We start from the raw sequence: 18922 nt of genomic DNA on the forward strand, positions 1-18922 counted from the left end.
CAATGACCATGACCACTGCAGAACTCAGTACATCCGCCCCCGCGCCGCTGCCTTATTGGGTCGATCCTTACCCGGCTGACGCCGCCAACTCGCTGTTGGCCGTCTTGCCCGCACACACCTGCCACGCGCTGCTCGATATGGCCTTCAATCCGGCCCTGCACGCAGCGCTGGCGCAACGCTTCCCCGCCCTTGAGCTAGCGCTTTTATTTGCCGGCAAATACGAAGGTGTCGGGCTGGCCGAACTCAGCCCGCGCCTGCTGACCTTGCCGCCAGCCGCCGAGCAACGCCGGGAAGTGATCGATTATTTGCTGCACCACACACGCGGCACGCCGATGCTCAGTGTCATCGCCAGCCCGCAGCCCCACCTGCTCAAGCACCTGCAACAGCAACTGGATGCGAAAAACCCGCACGGCGAAGGGTTTGTGATGCGCCTGGCCGACAGCCGCGCGCTGCACACACTGCTGCAAGTGCTCAACGCCGACCAGCGCCAACGGCTGTTACTGCCGGGCATGCAGTGGTGGTACTGGCAAATGGACGGTGAGCTGACGCAGGCCGAAGGCGCGCAAACCGAACACGCCAACCAAGCTCAAACCGGGCCGTATGACTTTAGCGCCGAGCAGATTGAGCACATGGCGGCATTGAGTCAGCCAAGCCGATGGCTGCGTGTTATCGAACAGCATCAACATCACTTCGGCCCCCTCACAGGCTCGCCCTCTCAAGTGTGTGCATGCTTGCAGACCGTGCTGAGCAATACGGAGTCCAGACAACTGCACGACGCCACGTTATTAAACGCGTTCAAAACAGCGCTCATACAAAAAGAGCTGCTGGCCGAAGTCGCAAAAAAAGTTGACGCTCATGAATAAACAACGCTTGGGACGCATCATCTGGTGGCTGACGGCAAGTACGTTGGTTATCACTGTGCTGACGCTCACCTTTTATAAACCAGCCCCCAAGGATGAAGGTTTGGGGTTGACTGTTTCGATTCTTAATTACTCCGATGATCACTTAGGCGTCGTGTATGTGAATGATATCTGGGCGGGCAGCATGCCTTACCACCGTGGAGGTAATAAATTTGCCGGAAGCGTAGGACTACCCTCCAAGTGGCGGCCGGGGCTCACGATCACCGTGCATTGGCGAGATGATGAACTGTACCAAAGAGATCGTAACGGTTTGCATGTCGCTGAAGTTCCAATTGAGCCTTATACCGGCAATTTCCCGAGCATTTTATATCTAGCTTTTTTTCCCGATAAAAAAATAAAAGCCTATCCATCCAGCTATACCCCGGAGCATTCAGACTTTCCCGACGGACTTGATCGCCCCGACACCATGTGCAAAGCCGACCCTGCCTGCAAAGCAAAGTTCTTCGATTAATGGAAAAGACCATGACCAAACATCGCTTGGGACGCATCATCTGGTGGCTGACGGCAAGTACGTTGGTTATCACTGTGCTGACGCTCACCTTTTATAAACCCGCCCCCAAGGATGAAGGCTTGGGGTTGAGCGTTTCTATTCTTAATTATTCTGATGAGCCACTTGGGGTCGTTTATGTAAACGATATTTGGGCAGGAAACATGCCAAGTCACAGCGGTGGTAGCTCAGTTGCTGGTAGCGTGGGTGTGCCCTCCAGATGGCGGCCAAATTTCACAATCACTGTGCACTGGCAAGATGACGAACTCTATAAAAAAGATCCTGCGGGCTTGCATGTCGCTGAAGTTCCAATTGAGCCGTATACCGGCAACTTTCCAGGCATTTTGTTTCTGGCTTTTTTTCCCGATAAAAAAATAAAAGCCTACCCCTCCAGCTATGGCCCAGGGCACTCGCTTTTTCCAGAAGGTCTAGACCGCCCCGACACCATGTGCAAAGCCGACCCTGCCTGCAAAGCAAAGTTTTTTGACTAACGGAATAGAATATGCAACTCGAAAAAATAGACGTTGACCCATTTGCGCTGACACTGGATGAGCAGTGCCTGTGTCTGGCCGACAAGTTCAATGCAATGGGCACTACCTGCACCACTGAATTCCACATGGGCTTCTTTTTCGACGGAACCAACAACAACCGAGAACGCGATATACCTAAACAGGCCCACAGTAATGTTGCTCGTTTATATGACATATTTGAAGAAAACAGGGAGCAAGCACGTATCTATGTTCCCGGTGTCGGTACTCCCTTTGAAAAAGAGACTAGCGATACCGGACGCGGTTATCACGCCCGTGCGGTACTTGGCGCGGGCTGGGGTGGCGAGGCGCGAATTAATTGGGCGCTGTTGCAGATAACCAATTACTTTCACTACTACTTCACGATACAAACTGCCAGTGAAAAAATGAACACCACTGACCTGGATCTGGTCAAGCGCATGTCCACCGATATCAACCTGGCGGAACAAATCCTCAAGGCCACCGGGCTCGATGAAATCGAGGAACTGAGCAATGCCAGCACCCTCGGCACGCTGGGTTATATCCTCGATACCGCATCGGTGGAGCCTCGGCACAAGGTGCGCAAACAAATCCTCAAGGAGCGTCGGGACTTTGTGTCCAAGGCATTGAAGGAGCTTGCGGTCAAACGTAAACCCAAGCTGCTCAAGGTGCGCATTTCGGTGTTCGGCTTTTCCCGTGGTGCCGCCGAAGCGCGGGTGTTCTGCAACTGGTTGAAAGATGCGCTGGACGACAATATGACCCTGGCCGGGGTGCCGGTGAGTGTGGATTTTCTGGGGATTTTCGACACCGTGGCCTCGGTAGGGCTGGCGCAAAGTGCGATGTTCTTCAAAGGCCATGGCGGCTGGGGGCAGGAAAAATTTTTGCGCATCCCGGACTATGTCAAGCAAACCGTACATCTGGTGTCGGCCCATGAAGTGCGCGGCTCGTTCCCGCTGGACATCGTCGGCGAGCGACCCAATTGCATTGAACTGGTGTACCCCGGTGTGCATTCGGATATCGGCGGTGGCTACCCGCCGGGGGATCAAGGCCGGGGCTGCGATGCAAACGGCAACCCCGATGACAGTTGCAAGCTGTCGCAAATCCCGCTGGCGAAGATGTATCGCAGCGCCGTGGCGGCGGGCGTGCCACTGAATACAGAAGGGCCGCACATCATTCCGGAGATTAAAGACGCCCTGAAAATCTCTCCCTCGTTGCGCACTGCGTTCAACGATTACGTCGAGGTGATCAACCAACTCACACCCAACGGCGCCACCACCACCCAAGCCGCGCGCGAGCAATACGGCCAGTACGTGCGTTGGCGACAACTGCGGGCCAGCACCGATGACAACGCGCTGGAACAACAGCCCTTTTTCCGTCGCGCCCAAGCCTACAGCCCGCAAGATGGCGAAGACCTGAGTAAAGCCAATGGCGAACTGCGCGAAGAGCTGCGCGACCTGCTGGAGCGCGAAAACGAGTTCGCTTACTCCGACAGCTGGATGAAACGCACCCTGCTGTGGGCCATGCCAATAAAGGCAGCGTACTCGGCGATTGAGCAAGCGATCTGGGGCGAAAAAGTGCGGCAGTGGCGCGAGGTCAAAGACTACCTGAATCAACCCGCGAACCTTGATCCACGGGTGATCAGGCTGTTTGACGACTACGTGCATGACTCCCGCGCCTGGTTCAAACCCTTCGGCGCAACCAGTGAGGATGTCTGGAAACACAACCAACGTATACGCCTGCGCGAGCTGGATGAGCGGCAGGCACGGTGGGAACTGCTGCTAAAGCAAGTCGCAGAAGACCCTATGCAAACCTTTCGCGCCTATCAACCCACGAGCGATCAGCGCACGACTAAATACGCGCCGCTGCCCCTCAGCGAGACCGACCACAGGGATGTCATGCGGTTTAGAAAAGATGGCACCTTGCCGCTTGAGCCGATCGGACGCGAAGCCAGCTCAATTTGGGGCTACCTGCGCTGGCGCACCCACTACTCCCCGGAATTCAGCGTGCGCGAACACGCCCAGAAGGCATGGAACGAAGTCGAGGTGTACAGCGATGGGTATTTTTACTCGGTCATGAACGGCGCGAATAACGGTCGCCAAGGCCTGCTTGACGCTGCGGCCGAAGTGCTGGAAACCGCTGGCAATTCCCTGCAACGGGAGGTGGCGGACGAGTTGAGGCGGTGGCTGAGCCAAGGCTTGCCGAAGCTTTGACGGCACTGTCTGCCTGCGCCCAATCCGGATTCGACGGCGCGTTGACCCGTTATTACCTCGAACTGAGGCCCTGGTTGTGGGTGCTTGCGCAGGGCATGAACAGCCGGGTATTCCAAGACCTGTCGGTGCTGCAAATCGTCGAGCAGGTATTCGCCAGTTATCCCGACTATGCCCACTGGCAAATCCGCGGCGATGCGCACCGTTTGCTCGACGCCGTGCGCCCGCGCAGTTATTGCGTGCAGTACCGCGAAAGCGATCTGGATTTCGTCGAGCGGCTGCTGGCCGAAGAAGGGTTGGGTTATTGCTTTGTCGAGCATGAGCAGGCGCCCTCCGGGCACAGTCTGGTGATCTTCGGCGACAGCACCTTGCTGCATGAAGACCCCACGTCGGCCAGCGCCACGGGCCTGCGTTTTCATCGCGCCGCCAGTGCCGAAGCGTGAGACATCGCCACTTCTTAAAGCTCTCTCCCCTGCCCTCACCACATGAGCAAACGCCACTGATTGAGTGAGTCTGCGTCATAACAGCCTTAGCACAACGCAAAACACCTACTACAACAGTCTGGACGAGCAACGTGCCAGATCAGTTAAGGAATTAAAGATGCGGAGATAACATCGCATAGGTTCAGCGAATGTTTTGTAAGCGCTCCATTAACCCCACATTCAAAGCCGCCCTCTGATCCCTGATGCTGTGCTCCAGATTCTCTCTGGAGCCAGCCCGCCATGATGCGACCCGACGCCAAAGTCGAAAAAGTCTATCTCTACCCCAAGCCCGTGGACTTCCGAAAATCCATCGACGGCCTCGCCGCGTTGGTCGAACTGGATATCAAAGTGGCGGTGTTCGATCCGGTGCTTTTCGTCTTTCTCAACAAATCCCGTAATCGGGTGAAGATTTTGTACTGGGAGCGCAACGGCTTCTGCCTTTGGCTCAAGCGCCTCGAATCCGAGCGATTCAAAACATCGCCCGATGCCACGGAAGAGGCGATTATCCTGACCGTCCAGGAACTCAACTGGTTACTGGACGGTTTCGACCTCTAGCGCAATCGTCCTCATCAGGTTTTGACGCCTCGATACGTGGCCTGATTCGGTATAATCCGGGCATGATTTCCGTGCCCGAAAACCTCCCCGACGATCCTGAATTGCTCAAGCAGCTGCTTGCGAAGATGCAGTCCAGAGTCGGTTTCCTCGAAGAAGAAAATGCGCTGCTGCGTCAGCGCCTGTTCGGACGCAAGTCCGAGCAAACGGCTGATCCGACAACGCCGCAGTTGGCCCTGTTCAATGAGGCGGAAAGCGTCGTCGAGCCCATTGATGAAGCCGCTGAAGAAGAGGTTGTTGCGCCAACCCAGCGGCGCGGCAAGCGCAAGCCGCTGCCCGCTGATCTCCCTCGCATCGAAGTCATCCATGAACTGCCCGAACACGAACTGACCTGTGCCTGTGGTTGCCGCAAACATGCCATCGGCGAAGAGGTCAGCGAACAGCTTGAAATCGTGCCGATGCAGATCCACGTGATCAAACATGTTCGCAAGGTCTACGGTTGCCGCGACTGTGAAAGCGCACCGGTCACCGCCGACAAACCGGCTCAGTTGATCGAGAAGAGCATGGCCAGCCCCAGTGTGCTGGCGATGCTGCTGACCACCAAATACGTGGATGGCTTGCCGCTTCATCGATTTGAAAAAGTGTTAGGTCGCCACGGCATCGATATCCCGCGCCAGACATTGGCTCGCTGGGTTATCCAGTGCGGCGAACACTTGCAGCCACTGCTGAATTTAATGCGCGACCGGTTACTGGAAAGCCGTGTCATCCACTGCGATGAAACCCGCGTGCAGGTGTTGAAAGAGCCTGACCGCGAGCCAAGTCGTCAGTCCTGGATGTGGGTGCAAACCGGCGGCCCGCCAGATAAGCCGGTGATCCTGTTCGACTACTCCACCAGCCGCGCGCAGGAGGTGCCGACACGCCTGCTCGATGGCTATCGCGGCTATGTCATGACCGATGATTATGCCGGTTACAACGCGCTAGGCGCTCAGGTCGGAGTAGAGCGTTTAGGCTGCTGGGCACATGCGCGGCGCAAATTCATCGATGCTCAAAAAGTACAGCCCAAAGGCAAGACGGGGCGCGCCGATATCGCGCTGAACCTGATCAACAAGCTTTACGGTATCGAACGCGACTTCAAGACCAGCGGCGATGCGGAACGCAAAGTTGGCCGGCACGAACACAGCCTGCCGGTGCTGGCTCAGTTGAAAAGCTGGATCGAAAAGACGCAGCCTCAGGTCACCGCTCAGAACGCGCTGGGAAAAGCCATCACCTACCTGGCCAATAACTGGAGCAAACTTGAGCGGTATGTCGAGGAGGGCTACTTGCCGATCGACAACAACTCAGCCGAACGAGCCATCAGGCCCTTCGTGATCGGAAGGAAGAACTGGTTGTTCAGTGACACGCCCAAAGGCGCGACGGCCAGTGCTCAACTGTACAGCTTGGTCGAGACTGCCAAAGCCAACGGCCAAGAGCCCTATGCGTGGCTGCGCCACGCACTTGAATGTCTGCCGATGGCTTCGTCGGTTGAGGATTACGAAGCCTTGCTGCCATGGAACTGTTCGCCGGTATCGCGTAGTTAAATACGCTATCCATCTTGATGACTGACAGGGCTTACGGGAAGTTAAAAAGTACGAGTGGAGCAACGATCATGAAATACGACGAAACCTTGATTGAAGAAGCCGTTCTTGCCCTGTTGGTAACCTTCAGTGCGGATAATGGCAATACTTGGAAAGGGTACGATTTCGAGATCACGAACCGATTGCATGAGCATGGATTCATCCGTGATCCGGTAAACAAGAGCAAATCCATCTGGTTGACGCCGGAAGGGATGGAACGAGGCCGACAAATAGCCGATCGGCTATTTGAGGCGAGAACTCAAGCGGAGCATGTCTCCAACTCGGGTACCTGATTCCATATCCTAGGGCATGCGGTAGGTGGGGTTTATGGAGCGCATACAATGTTTTTTCCATAGAACATCATCGTGGCGTGTCTCTCTTGACGAGGGGACATCTTCAATAGCCCCACCAAGGAGCAACACGAATGGTTACAACGCTTACTGCTAGTGAACTCTGGGATTGTTGCCGCTGACCGAAAACTGACCCAGTGGATCAGTTTCAATCAGCGCCAACACCTTGTCATCAGAGCATGCTCAAAGCGGTGGCCACCGGGCAAAACGTAGACACAATCAATTTGATCGCTGTTTCATCAAGGTTGAACACTGTCTTGAGAATGGTCTGTATTTGTTCAAGAGGCCATGCCAACACCTTGCTGGCCATTTCAGCCCAAACCTTGGCGTCTCCAAAATAGTCGCCAAGAAATGACTTTACCGCGTCAAACAGAATACCAACCAGATCTGCCAGACTCTGGGTCGCAATGCTCAGGCTTATTTTCGGCAGGCTGAGTGTCAGCCCGGCCAACTCAAAAGATGCCTGTAAACCTGCACCAAAGTCACTGGCTTTCGCCCAGATCGTCGCCGCAGCACTCACACCACTTCTGATCGGCCATGTACCCAGAGCGCCCAGATCAATATCAGGAATACCGGCAAACAGGTTACCTGCAACGTCAAGGATCGAACCATCCCCTATCGTGCCATTCAGATCCCCCGTCACCAGACTCGGAACCAGATCACCACTCAATTGAAAGGTGGCACCGGAAGAATCAATCTTGACGAACACCGACCGGGAGATACCCAGTAATTGCAATTTGCCCGACACCAGAAAATGAGGTTGTTGCAAGCCCACAGGCTGAAGCGGTTGCTCGTAGGTCGCCACGGACAATTTCGGGCCTGTCGCTCCATCCGGGCTGGTCAGGCTGAAAAGACGCTCGGTGCCCAGCACAATCTTGCTCAAATCAGCATCGATTTTGATGCCTTTGCTGATGCTCAACTCGATATCTACATCCAGATCAATGAACAGATACTTGATCCGCCCACTGATCAGCATACCTTGCGGGTAATAGAACTTACCGATGTGCGTGCCTGCCGAATCAGGAACGAAATATAACTGGGCTTCCTTGCTGATCTGAATCTGGCCTTGAGCATCCCGATGCAGCTGCCAATGACAGATCATTGAATTGCTGGCCGAGCCGGATTTTTCCGTCAAGTACCATTGAGAGCCGACCGTATCGACAAACAGCATCAAACCTTCACTGGTGACAGGGAAAGCTTTCAACTGACCATACTGCATGAACATCTTGCTGATGGTCTGACCATCAAAGTTATCCAGGGCCTTGGCCAGTGCGGCGGCGTCTTGCCCTGCCACCGTAAAACGCCCCTGCTGGGAACCACTGATATCGATATTGTCCAGAACAAGTAACAGTGGAGGCGGCACTGCTACGCTCAATGGGCCGAGCAGATGGCGAATGGCGTCACCGATCACCATGTCACTGAGCGAAGCGGCGATCATGGATTTCGTCGGGTTTGTGCTGTCGACCAGCACGGCCAGGGAACTATTGAACGCACCGGCGACATCAAGCTCGGCCGCGAAACCAAAACTGGGTACACCTTCAAAGCTGATGCCCAATTCAAGGGCCAGCCCACCCAGTTTTAAAGGACCGAATGTCAAAGGTTGCTGGTTATCCATCGTACCTGAAACGAAGATGCCGTTTTCCACCAGGGCCAGCACAACACTGAACTCGACGTTGGTTTGCTGGATGATGGTTTTGAATGACCCGGCGAGGCCGAGGCTGAAGCTCCCCCCACCCACGACTTCGACAAAAACAGTCCCGGTCAGGCAACCGTTCTGATAACCCAGGGCACCCTGGCAGGTGCGTTGACTGACGTTGGCCAACGGCGTCAGGAAGGTGGTGATGGATACCCCCAACTGCAGCTGCTTTTTGTCCGTCAGATACGAAAACATTGCTTGAAGCTGCGTGCCTTCGGGGATGCCCAACAGATCGATCAATGCACCAAGAATCTTGTTGCTCTTGGTAAACCGGGTATTGGTATAGAGGTAGAACCCCTTGTCGATGCCTTGCACACTGGCAGGCAGCTGTATCTTGGAATCTCCCAGGCTTTGCTGATCGAACTGCTTGAAGCCGGGGAACGCAAAGTTACTGTCCTTGAGCGAGGATATCGCCAGAACAAAATCATCGAAGGGAAACCAACTGGCGAAAATGCCGATCGTCGAACCCACCTCGGGCAACTCACTGATGTCGGCCATGGAAATCGCCAGGCCTGCGGCAAAGCCCCAGCCTGAAGTGCCACGCTCGACCACAAAGGCCAGGCTGCCGATCTCGCTGACCAATGTACCCATTTCCCAGCGATAATCAGCGCCTTGCTTGTGCATCAGAATGTAGGACTCGGAGAAGTCCAGATTGAAAGTCCCCGGCATGACCGCAAGGCCACCCGACAAGGTAGACACGATGGTGCGCAAATCCGTTGTCGGCAAATCGGCGCGGATCAGCACGTCACCGGGAATATCGTATTGCGCGCTTAAAGCCAGGCCGCCCAGTGCCGCATTCGCAGAAAATGATCCCGTTAGCCCGCCCTGGCTGGACCGCATCGCAAACAGTTCTATATCACTGAAAACCAACTGGGTAATGCCAATATCAATGACCCATGGATTGGGTTGTTGGGCCATGCTCAGCATCAGGGAATAGTACTTGCCAGGGGCCGCACAGAAGCTCAGTGCATTGATCGTCAGATCACTCGGAGGGCTGATGCCGTCGAGGTAGTCGCTCATCAGACTGCTGAGCGGTAAATCCACTTGGTCGCCAAGGGTCAGGCTCAGTTGATAACCATCATCCTTGACGGCCTCTGCGGTAACTGTTTTACCGCAGATCTGCATCTCGCCATTAATCCGGACGGTCAGCTCGGGGCCATTAAAAGGGTTCGACACACTAAAATCACAAAGAATGGAGTCGACTTCAAAGTAAGGGTCCCAAATCGTCCAGCGCTGGCTGCTGATACTTACCTTGGCCGTGGCCTGCAGGAGAGCTGGCACGCCTTTGTTCAACCCCAGGACGACACCAACGGACTCGACGCCCATTCCCGATGGCGCGCTCCAGCCATCGGGTAACGCGGCCAGTAAGTCCGTCGCACCGGTCAGGTCGGCCAGGCCGGCAAGACTCGGTAATAGCGAGACAGAGGACAGGTCCGCAACAACTTCCACCTGCTGTGTACCAATGGGGGTAACGGCCGTGATCGCGATATTCAAGCTGGCACTGGGAATATCCAGTGCGCCGGTCCACGCCAGTACAGGACTGTAACTCAGGTTTTTTCCCAGCCACGCATTGCTGTGCGGGCTATAGATCCGCATGAATTGCAGGCTTAAGGACAGGGCCGAACCGAATGTCAGCGCAGGCAACGGAACAGAGAGTTGCAAATCGATGCCGTAAGGTGCTTCGGCAAGTTCCCAGGGGTATTGCTGTGGTTGCAACACCGGGGCCGTCATGCCCGCCGCCGGAATATTGATCGTGCCGCTCAGGAGCAAAGGCTTTGCGGTAGGGACCAGGCTCTGAAAGATACTGAAGATACCGTTTAGCGTCACTTCGCTGACAAAGTTGATGCCCTTGCGTAAGGCAATACCCCCAACCGCAGTCGCTGAACTGCTGGCGTGAAAATAAGTGTTGATCAACTGCAACTGGTTCAACAGCGATTGCTGAGTGTCACCGAGACGGCTGTAATCGAAGGAATCCGGTAAATCGTCAAAACTGTCGGAAAAACACCAAGGTGTGGCGGGTGCTATCGCGGGAATCATGCAAAAGGAGAACAACAGTTGAATTTGCTGTCCGCTGTCCAGCGAGATTCGCAACTGTGTAGGCAGCTCCTGCCCCAGGGAGAAACTGCATGTACCCTTGATCAGTACATCGTCACCCTGCCCGATTGCATTGGCATGAGCATCCGTCAGCACTGCACTGCTGTCGGTAAACGCCAGGCCCAACAGAAAAGCGACCTGGCCATCGGCATCCAGGCTCGACAATGTACGGTCATCAATACTTAAGCGGTCACCTGCGATGCTACCGTCATCGTCAATATTCAACAGTTGCCTGAGGGTCGCTATCGTTGCTGTATTTCCCATGCCCTGTACTCCGCAATGTTAATCAAGCCTTGCCGAAGCCGCCCTGCCCCAGATCGAACTGGGCCAACTCGAAGCTCGTATAACCTTTACTTTTGTATATCAAGTTCCAGGGATAATTCCTGAAAAATTCGACCACATTATCGCTGCGGGGAAACGCATAAAGACCCAGGTTGGCGTCTATAAACTCAAACAGCCCTGGAAATTCTTCGCTCACGTGAATGTCCGGACGAAACTCAAATCCCACTACATGTCCACCGCCCTTGCGTTTGAGTGAGAGCATGAAATAAGCAGCACTCTTGGTCGCCACGTTTTCCATATCGTTCAACACGGTCGTCAGGCTGGTTGTACCGTCATTGGGATACGTCGTAAGCTGGACTAAACCCGGGCCGTACAAGTCACGATTCATTTTTAATATCGCCTCCTTCACATCAGCAACAACAGCGCCTTTTTTCGCTTCTTCCAGCATCAACTTTTTCAACGCCCTCTGACGTTGAAGGAGCTTCGACGCCAACTCTTCCTGTTCGATCACATATTCCAAAGGGATACCCGCATCAGGATCTTCAATCGCGGCGTTACGAAAGGCGTTTACGAACGTTGAACGGGCAACCTTATTCAAACGATATTTCTTGATCCAGTCATGGGTGATTGCAAAACAAACACCTTTAGAACCTACCTCTTTCAAATCTTTATTGCTGCTCTGATTAATCCAAACAACAGTGGAACCTTCCTCCGCCTTGGCATAAGTGCTCCATTTCTCCTTATCCATCACCTGTCCCTCCGATCAAGCGAGTCGCGAATTGATGATTGCCTTCACTTCTTGAGTAATGGCGCTGCTGATAACACTCAGGTTGCCCTGCAGCGCACCGTTCACTGCGTCCACTATCTGGCGCTTGACGGCATCGGTATTCAGGGCACCATTAATGATCGGCGTGAAGGCCGATTCGATACTGACATTAATATTCAAATTCGCCAGATTGCTGAAACTGATGACCAGGGCATTCACTATTAACTGCAAGTCATCGAGGATGGCGCCTTCAGAATTGATTTCCACATTAAGCGATGGCTGGATCAAGGTGATAGCGATACTGCCTGTTACCGGCGTGCCACTGATCACCAGACTGAAGTTACCATTGAGCAATGTCGGTGGCGGTGGTACTTGCGAGCTTTGCCCGGAAAATACCGGCGGCGGGTTCAGGGCGCCCAGAATACCCAGGAAACTCAGGCTGTTGGGTTTGAAGACCATGGATGCAGGGGGGGTCTGGGCATTTGAGATACCGACGACACGGACCTGGCTGATGGTCACGTCTGTGGCCTCCAACCCGAGGACGCTAATATTTGGCAGGGTGATAGCGGACAGGCTCAAAGGATCGAGTTGCGGGTCGCTGATGCTGGACAACACCTTCGGCAAGTACCAGTCGCTGCCTAATGTATTCAACGCATAACTGGCTCTGTCGACCAGATACTGGTCAACCGCGTTTACCCCAGGCGCCGCTGTATGAGTGGGTAATCCGCCGCTGGCAACGCTGCCAAATAAACTGTCGAGAATCGATTGCAACTGACCGTTGATCATTGACGAGATCGCCGTGAGGTTATCACTGCTATTCAACGCCTGATCAATTTGCTGGAAAATACCCGCCGTACCGTCAGGGCTGAGAATTGCATTTTTCGCAGCTCGCACCCAGATATCCCTGAGGAATGAGCTGACATTGGCACCGATAGTCAACTGTTGGATGTCCAGCGTAGGCGGCTGGCTTGCGGAAGTGCCGTGCAACTTCAGCGAGTTGAGCGTCAACTGAACCAGACGCGAAGTTCCCTGACCACTGATACTTGCATTCACATCCACTTCAAGCATCGCGTCCTGGATTAACACCTGTGCAGTACCACCGCCATCGATGACAGTGGCTTCGGAACCATTGCACGCAGTCGCACCCTCATTGGCCAGGCATATCCCCTGAGTCATGGTATAAGGCGTATTTATTTGGAAAACAGGGTAATCGACGTCGCAGTTCCCCTTATTCCATTGATTCAGTTGCAAGGTCACCGTTGCGTGATACCCAGTGTCCGTAGACGACAGCACATTGACTGCCGCCACTTTTAGATTCTGCAGGCCGATAATCTGAATCAGGTCTTTTGCAGGACCCTCAAGATTCAAGTTAGGGAAAGGCGTTTTAGGATCGGCAATAGCAATCTGGCCTTGAAGCTTGACGCCTTGCTCCCTCGCCAAGAAGCTCAACCAATTATTTTCGAATGCCGTGGTTACGGTTTGACCAGGCACACCTTTGATGGCGCCAATATCATAGTTTGCCTGTTCAATGGGCAATAACTTGCCTTGCGAATTATCTCCTGGCAAGGCGGTGAGCACAGCGGGTAAAAAGTACTTGCTCTTGGGGTCGTCGACGAGTTTTTGTACAGTATTCAAGATAAGCGGTAGAAACGACATGGACGGTTCCTTATTCATGATCGTACGAGGCCACGGCCCCTGGGATTTTCACTGTCATCACGCGGGGCTTCACGGCGGGCCACGACGCCTATTTCAAAACTGCAAAGTTCAAGCAATCAGGCAAACTCAGGCGCCACAAAACCCCGACGCTGCGCTTGACAGCAATTAGTACTAAAACTGACGATCCACGATATACATCGCAATGCCTTCCATATGATCGCGATAAATCGAAGGTTTAAAGTGAGCCAGGTATTTGAGTGCGTCCAACGCCTCCCGGCGTGCATCGGCATAGGTTCTGCTTAACGCATCGGTATTTCTGACCACCTCCAGCGCGATCTCAAGATCTTCTGTCAGCGGTTGCTCTTTGCGTATATGCCGACAAATGAAATGATCCGCTGGCAATGCCTCCATTGCATAGATGATTGGTAGGGTCAGGCGCCCTTGCAACAAGTCGATGCCGACCGCCTTTCCCGAGTCCTTGTCTTGCTGCATGAAGTCAAGAATATCGTCCATGATCTGGAATGCCCTTCCAATCCGGCGCCCATAAAACCCCAGGCGTCTGGCATCCGAAGAGCTGGCACCCGCTAGCGCCTGCCCGGTCTCACAAGCCAGGCCGAACATCAGCGCTGTTTTACGCTCGATGACTTCCATGTAGCGTGTCTTAAGTTGAGGAATGCTCCATTTTGGATCTGTATTGATTTCGTCAAGCTCGCCGATGCACACGTTGAACGCGGAATCGAGCACCATCTTGACTAACCCCATCTCACTGTCGGTTTCAATGGCATCGATAAAGTTACGAATGGCCTGCAGAAACTGCAAATCACCGACCAGAATCGCCGTATTGACACCACGGGATGCATTCACCGACTCCAGGCCCCTTCTAAGCAACGCGTTGTCGATAATGTCGTCATGAATCAACGAAGCGACATGAAGCATTTCCAAAGAGGCCGACGCCTTGACCACCTTGAGTGGCAACGCCTGTTGCTCAAGCAACAATCGGGCAGACAGCATCAATAACAACGGGCGTAACTTCTTGCCCCGATTGTAAATGCCAAACTCGGTGGCGGTCAGGTACTTGGCCTGAGGAGCCAGCGCATTGGCCAGCTCCTGTTCAAAGCGGGCCAGATCGCCGTTCATATCGAGCATGGCCAGATCCAGCGGATTAGGCGCCGACGTCTGGATAGCGCTGGTCCCGGCCCTGCCCTTGAACAGTATGTCTATTTCATAATCACGACGTGCTTTATCCACCCACTTTACTCCGCGGCCAATTCAAGCTGACGAGTCGATACGCTGGCCAGAGACGTATCCAGAACGCCTCTCAGACCCTGCTGAACCTTGTCATGCAACAATCGCTTGATGAAGAAGATCTGATTCAGGCGCTGACGGGTCTGCTCGGCGGCTTCACCGACCCACGCCGAGTCGTCGATTTCCAGGGCAAAGGCCGGAATATCGAACTGGCAACGCTGAATCTGGCAATTGCCTTGGGTATCGGCATGAACATCCACCGTAGCCATAACATCACTGACCTTCGCAGAGCAGGGCCCCTGCCATAGCGGTGCGGGTTTCAGATTCATTTTCAGCAAACGTTCCTGAACGGCTTGAAACAGGAAACGACGGACTTTGCCGCGGTCTTCTTCATCAAGAACCTGCCAGTTGTTCTTGTGTGCCGCTTCAACCGCCCCACCGGCGCCTGCACCCTGATCAATGATGTTTTGCAATTGATCAACCGTCGCAGGGGCAGGTGCACTTTGATGCTCGACTTGCGTGAAGACGTGAGAGCGAGTCAACTCGGTGACGTTGACCTTGTCATTGCCTGTCTGATTCACCGACGTACTGAACGTCATTGCGGCCAGACTGGCTTTTACGTATTTGCTGTCAGGGTCGAGTTTGGAGTCCGGATCCCAGGGATTGAAATTCGGGTCCGCCGAGATTGTATTCACCACTATTTGCAACTGTTGGTTAAACGCATTGGAGTTATAGGTGAGGTTAGGCCCATAGAGTTTGCCCTTAGGGTTCACAATCGAATCATTGGTTACCGATACATGGGTATCGACTGCCATGGCCTGGGTGGCCCCGCCGGCAGCCCAGGCAATTCGCGCGGCCGGACTGGTGACGAAAACCGTATTGAAGATTTCGTTATGCTCATTGAATGTATTGAGCAGCGCCTGGCCGTTGGGCGTTTCACGCAGGGATTGCCTTTGTGCCCGCGCCTGATCCAGCATCGCGGCCTTCTCTTCCGGCGTCAGCGGTGTAATGCTCCCGTCGGTCGTGCCCGCAGGCTGATAATCGGCGGCATCATCGAAGTCCATCATGCTGCCGCCATGGTCCAGCGTGATTTTCGGCGAGTTGATTGCGTCGACACTGTATTGGCCCTGCAGCGTCAATTCGGGAATACGCAAAATCATCTGGTAGTCACCGGAGCTGGTGCCGCGAGCGACCTTGTCGAGCAAAATCTGCTGCAGGCCGCCCATCGACATTGCACTGAAGCGAATACCAATGTTGCCCTGTTCGAAGCCATGGCCCGGTGGCATCTGCGCATTAAAAACCAAAGGAAATTCAGGTGTGGCAGCGACGCTCAGTTGATCAGGCTGCTGCATCAATACCGTGCGGATCTGCTGTTCCAATGCCTGAAAGGTCGGACGAGTTGAATTTGACATTATCTGGCTACCTACTGAGGAAATTGGACAGAGAAGGTTTGAATCAACTCGCTCGTGCCATGCACTGCCGCGACCGAGCCATCGGGTATGGTCAGTTGAACCGTAATGCCCTCAACAGAAGTGGAGATCTTGGGAATGGTGCAGATGCTGATATTTTGCGCATTGCCCTCAAGCACTGCGTTGATAATCAGCTTGCCGAACACCTCTGAAAGCAGATCCACGAAGCCAGCAGCTGCGGCCGCCAATACAGTTCCGGTCACAGACCCTGACCACTGCGGCGCGGCGACCAGGTTAAAGGCCCCCAGCTTCCCGATTGAAAGAGACAAGGTCTGAGCTGTCTGGCTGGTTGCAGCCTTGAGGGAAAACGGCAGAGGCAGTGGATCGGGGGAATACGTAAGAGAGAAATTGCTGATGACCTTGTCCCAGTCGGAAGGATTGGAGATGGCATCTGCCGCTGCGCCGATAGGGCACATCACCGCTTTAGCGATACCGACACCCGCGCCACCGAGTTCGCCATAGCCGCTGATATCCGTAAGCCCCAGATTGATAAGACTGTTGCTGCCATCGATGGCCACCTGCACAGTGCCGACGGTGGCGCTGATCCTGGCGGCGGCATACCATCCATCAGGACCCGATCGGTCATTGGCGCTCTTGCTTTTGCCTTGCACCTGGGAGGCCAGAACGCTGTTGAGCAACCGGATATTAGCCAGCACATAAACATTTTCAGCAGGGCTGACATAGCCGCTCAAATCAACGACGGGGGTCGTACCCGTTGCAGTGGCGAGCACTATCGCGTCGTTATCGATGATGGCTGCGATCGGGGTCTGAAAAACCAGCCCGGCAAAACTGGGCAACTGCGGCAACGGAATACTCGACAACGTGGAAGTCACCACCTTGAGTATCTGTGGAATCAAGATGTCATTGACGATGACGGTGTCGAGACTGCTGAACTTTGACTCATCGATCCACACCGCCAATGGCGTCAGGGTCAGCACACCATTGGCCAAGGCAAAGGTGGCGTAAGCAATAATCTTACCCTCGGCTGCCAACTTGGCTCCGGCATACGTCACCGTCGCACTGACATCGTTCAGGGTCAGTTGAAAGACATTGGTCGCCGGCAGGGTCGTTACACCGGTTGCCTTGTATGAAGCATCCCAAGCAGTCTGGTCAGGTGGTGTCAGATTAACGGCGGGACAATCAACGATTTTGTAGACCAGGTTGACCGTTCCATAAGTGCCCAGGTCCTGGGTTACATTACCGTTAAATATCTTGGTCTGCGCCGTGGAACTTGCAAACAACGTTGTAACGGTCGTGTTCAAGCCGGACTGGCTCATTCCGGCTGCCACATCATAATAACTCATTGGTTTTATCTCCGGGCCGTAGTGTCCAGTAGGTTTCTGTCCAGACACCGCATTGACCTTCGTATGATTTCGGAAAAGAGTGGTAGGCCTGAATGGAACTACCTTGAATAGAATCTCCAATCAACAGGCTGGACGTCTCGCTGTCGTACCCTTGAATAATCACAAAGTGAGCCAGCCCACCATGCCATTGAATACGCACACCTATCGGCAAGCCGTTATTAATTTCAAACATGACACGTTCAAATGTCGGCTTTCCGGGCGTCCAGTAAAATGCACAGCCGACAACATCCAGCGCCTGATTAAGCGTGAGCAGGCTGCCGTGATCACTGCTCTCAAGACAACCGCAGGCCTTGGCAATCGACACTTGATTCCAGGCACCTGAATCAAAATAGGCCGCCATCGATTCAGCAATCGCTGCCCAACACCAATTAGGCTTTTCCTGTCGCTCCAACTTGACAGCCAGCGCGACAGAACTGCCGGTAATGATCGGCATGCGATAACGCGCCGAGAACGAGGATGAATGACCATCCCCCATATCGACAAATAATTTCATGAGCGGTGATATCAAGACAGATTAGTGCACAGTGGCAATATCCCGCTCACTTCACTGTTCAGTACCGGCGTAAGGGCGGAAGCAATCAGACTGCTGATAGCTCCGTTAAACTGATCAAGAATAAGATTTTCCAGCGGACGGATAAAGTCGTTGAAGAATCCCAACCCGTCAATATTGACGTTAAGGTCGCTATAACTCAGGCTGAGCTGATTCAACCGGATGCTGTTCAGACACAATTGCTGGCCATTGATTTGCGCCTGAAAGCTGCCACTGCCGCTGGCCTGGATAGCGCTTGCCGACACAGAGCCGGAAAGGCCGATATTTTTTGAAATAAAACCGCAGCCACCGCCTACATGGCCGCCCACACTGGCGCTGATACCATTGATGCTGGCATTGATACTCAAATTGCCATTAACTTCATTATTGTTCTGTGGATTATTGCCGCTGGAGGTGACTTCCAGCGTATTGATGTGACAGCTCGACAGACCGGCCAGGTTATTGACATCGTAACCCGCATCAACATAGGCAGTGCAAATACCAAGGTCGATACTGCCAAGCCTGGAATCGTCAGACGTCACATGAGCCATAGGATCGAGATTACGCTTGATAATTTCGTCATGAATGGCGGCATTGATGGCGGGCAGGTTATTTTGAATCAGCTTATTGATAATGATAGCAATCGGATCCACGGGAAAACTCCTTTAAACGAATAATAAATCGTTAACCACAGGAAAAACACA

General features: G+C 53.8%; 16 protein-coding genes. 8 read left to right on the top strand and 8 right to left on the bottom strand.

The window, feature by feature from the left end:
* Positions 1 to 8: 8 nt before the first annotated feature.
* The 8 genes from AC1Z24_RS16685 (at position 9) to AC1Z24_RS16720 (ending at position 7060) form a co-directional block, all read left to right on the top strand.
* Entirely contained in the window at positions 9 to 863 is an 855-nt protein-coding gene (locus AC1Z24_RS16685; RefSeq protein ID WP_483741802.1) for a DUF4123 domain-containing protein, read from the top strand.
* On the top strand, positions 856 to 1371 hold the full coding sequence (locus AC1Z24_RS16690; RefSeq protein WP_483741803.1) for a DUF3304 domain-containing protein: 516 nt from the start codon (positions 856 to 858) through the stop codon (positions 1369 to 1371). The genes AC1Z24_RS16685 and AC1Z24_RS16690 overlap by 8 nt, the downstream gene beginning before the upstream one ends.
* Positions 1372 to 1382: 11 nt before the next feature.
* Entirely contained in the window at positions 1383 to 1898 is a 516-nt protein-coding gene (locus AC1Z24_RS16695; protein ID WP_483741804.1) for a DUF3304 domain-containing protein, read from the top strand.
* 11 nt (positions 1899 to 1909) lie between these two features.
* Positions 1910 to 4123 (top strand): T6SS phospholipase effector Tle1-like catalytic domain-containing protein, encoded by a 2214-nt coding sequence (locus AC1Z24_RS16700; protein WP_483741805.1) that lies wholly within the window; start codon positions 1910 to 1912, stop codon positions 4121 to 4123.
* Positions 4120 to 4563, top strand: a complete 444-nt coding sequence (locus AC1Z24_RS16705; protein WP_483741806.1) for a contractile injection system protein, VgrG/Pvc8 family — start codon at positions 4120 to 4122, stop codon at positions 4561 to 4563. Before AC1Z24_RS16700 ends, AC1Z24_RS16705 begins: the two co-directional genes overlap by 4 nt.
* Positions 4564 to 4842: 279 nt before the next feature.
* Complete coding sequence (tnpB, locus tag AC1Z24_RS16710) at positions 4843 to 5157, top strand: IS66 family insertion sequence element accessory protein TnpB (protein WP_483741807.1); 315 nt, start codon at positions 4843 to 4845, stop codon at positions 5155 to 5157.
* Positions 5158 to 5219: 62 nt separating this feature from the next.
* Positions 5220 to 6731, top strand: a complete 1512-nt coding sequence (gene tnpC / locus AC1Z24_RS16715) for an IS66 family transposase (protein WP_483746644.1) — start codon at positions 5220 to 5222, stop codon at positions 6729 to 6731.
* 68 nt (positions 6732 to 6799) lie between these two features.
* Complete coding sequence (locus AC1Z24_RS16720; RefSeq protein ID WP_159908505.1) at positions 6800 to 7060, top strand: DUF6429 family protein; 261 nt, start codon at positions 6800 to 6802, stop codon at positions 7058 to 7060.
* Positions 7061 to 7289: 229 nt separating this feature from the next.
* Here AC1Z24_RS16720 and AC1Z24_RS16725 read toward each other — a convergent pair whose 3' ends face one another.
* The 8 genes from AC1Z24_RS16725 to AC1Z24_RS16760 form a co-directional block, all read right to left on the bottom strand.
* Positions 7290 to 11171 carry a hypothetical protein gene (locus tag AC1Z24_RS16725; RefSeq protein WP_483741808.1) on the bottom strand — a complete coding sequence of 1294 codons (3882 nt, stop codon included), beginning with the start codon at positions 11169 to 11171 and terminating at the stop codon, positions 7290 to 7292.
* A gap of 22 nt (positions 11172 to 11193) precedes the next feature.
* Positions 11194 to 11937, bottom strand: coding sequence for a hypothetical protein (locus AC1Z24_RS16730; protein ID WP_483741809.1), 744 nt, complete (start codon positions 11935 to 11937; stop codon positions 11194 to 11196).
* 15 nt (positions 11938 to 11952) lie between these two features.
* Positions 11953 to 13611 carry a hypothetical protein gene (locus AC1Z24_RS16735; RefSeq protein ID WP_483741810.1) on the bottom strand — a complete coding sequence of 553 codons (1659 nt, stop codon included), beginning with the start codon at positions 13609 to 13611 and terminating at the stop codon, positions 11953 to 11955.
* Between the two features lie 171 nt (positions 13612 to 13782).
* A complete protein-coding gene (locus tag AC1Z24_RS16740; RefSeq protein ID WP_483741811.1) occupies positions 13783 to 14859 on the bottom strand; it encodes a polyprenyl synthetase family protein in 1077 nt (358 codons plus the stop codon).
* A gap of 5 nt (positions 14860 to 14864) precedes the next feature.
* Positions 14865 to 16268, bottom strand: a complete 1404-nt coding sequence (locus tag AC1Z24_RS16745; protein ID WP_483741812.1) for a hypothetical protein — start codon at positions 16266 to 16268, stop codon at positions 14865 to 14867.
* An 11-nt stretch (positions 16269 to 16279) separates the two neighbouring features.
* Positions 16280 to 17629 carry a hypothetical protein gene (locus tag AC1Z24_RS16750; protein WP_483741813.1) on the bottom strand — a complete coding sequence of 450 codons (1350 nt, stop codon included), beginning with the start codon at positions 17627 to 17629 and terminating at the stop codon, positions 16280 to 16282.
* Positions 17616 to 18182: a papain-like cysteine protease family protein gene (locus tag AC1Z24_RS16755; RefSeq protein WP_483741814.1), complete on the bottom strand. Its 567-nt coding sequence runs from the start codon at positions 18180 to 18182 to the stop codon at positions 17616 to 17618. The genes AC1Z24_RS16750 and AC1Z24_RS16755 overlap by 14 nt, the downstream gene beginning before the upstream one ends.
* A gap of 11 nt (positions 18183 to 18193) precedes the next feature.
* The gene (locus AC1Z24_RS16760) at positions 18194 to 18871 is read right to left on the bottom strand and encodes a hypothetical protein (protein WP_483741815.1); all 678 of its coding nucleotides are present in this window, start codon (positions 18869 to 18871) and stop codon (positions 18194 to 18196) included.
* Between the last annotated feature and the right edge of the window lie 51 nt (positions 18872 to 18922).

The sequence above is a fragment of the Pseudomonas sp. JL23 genome (assembly GCF_056933585.1).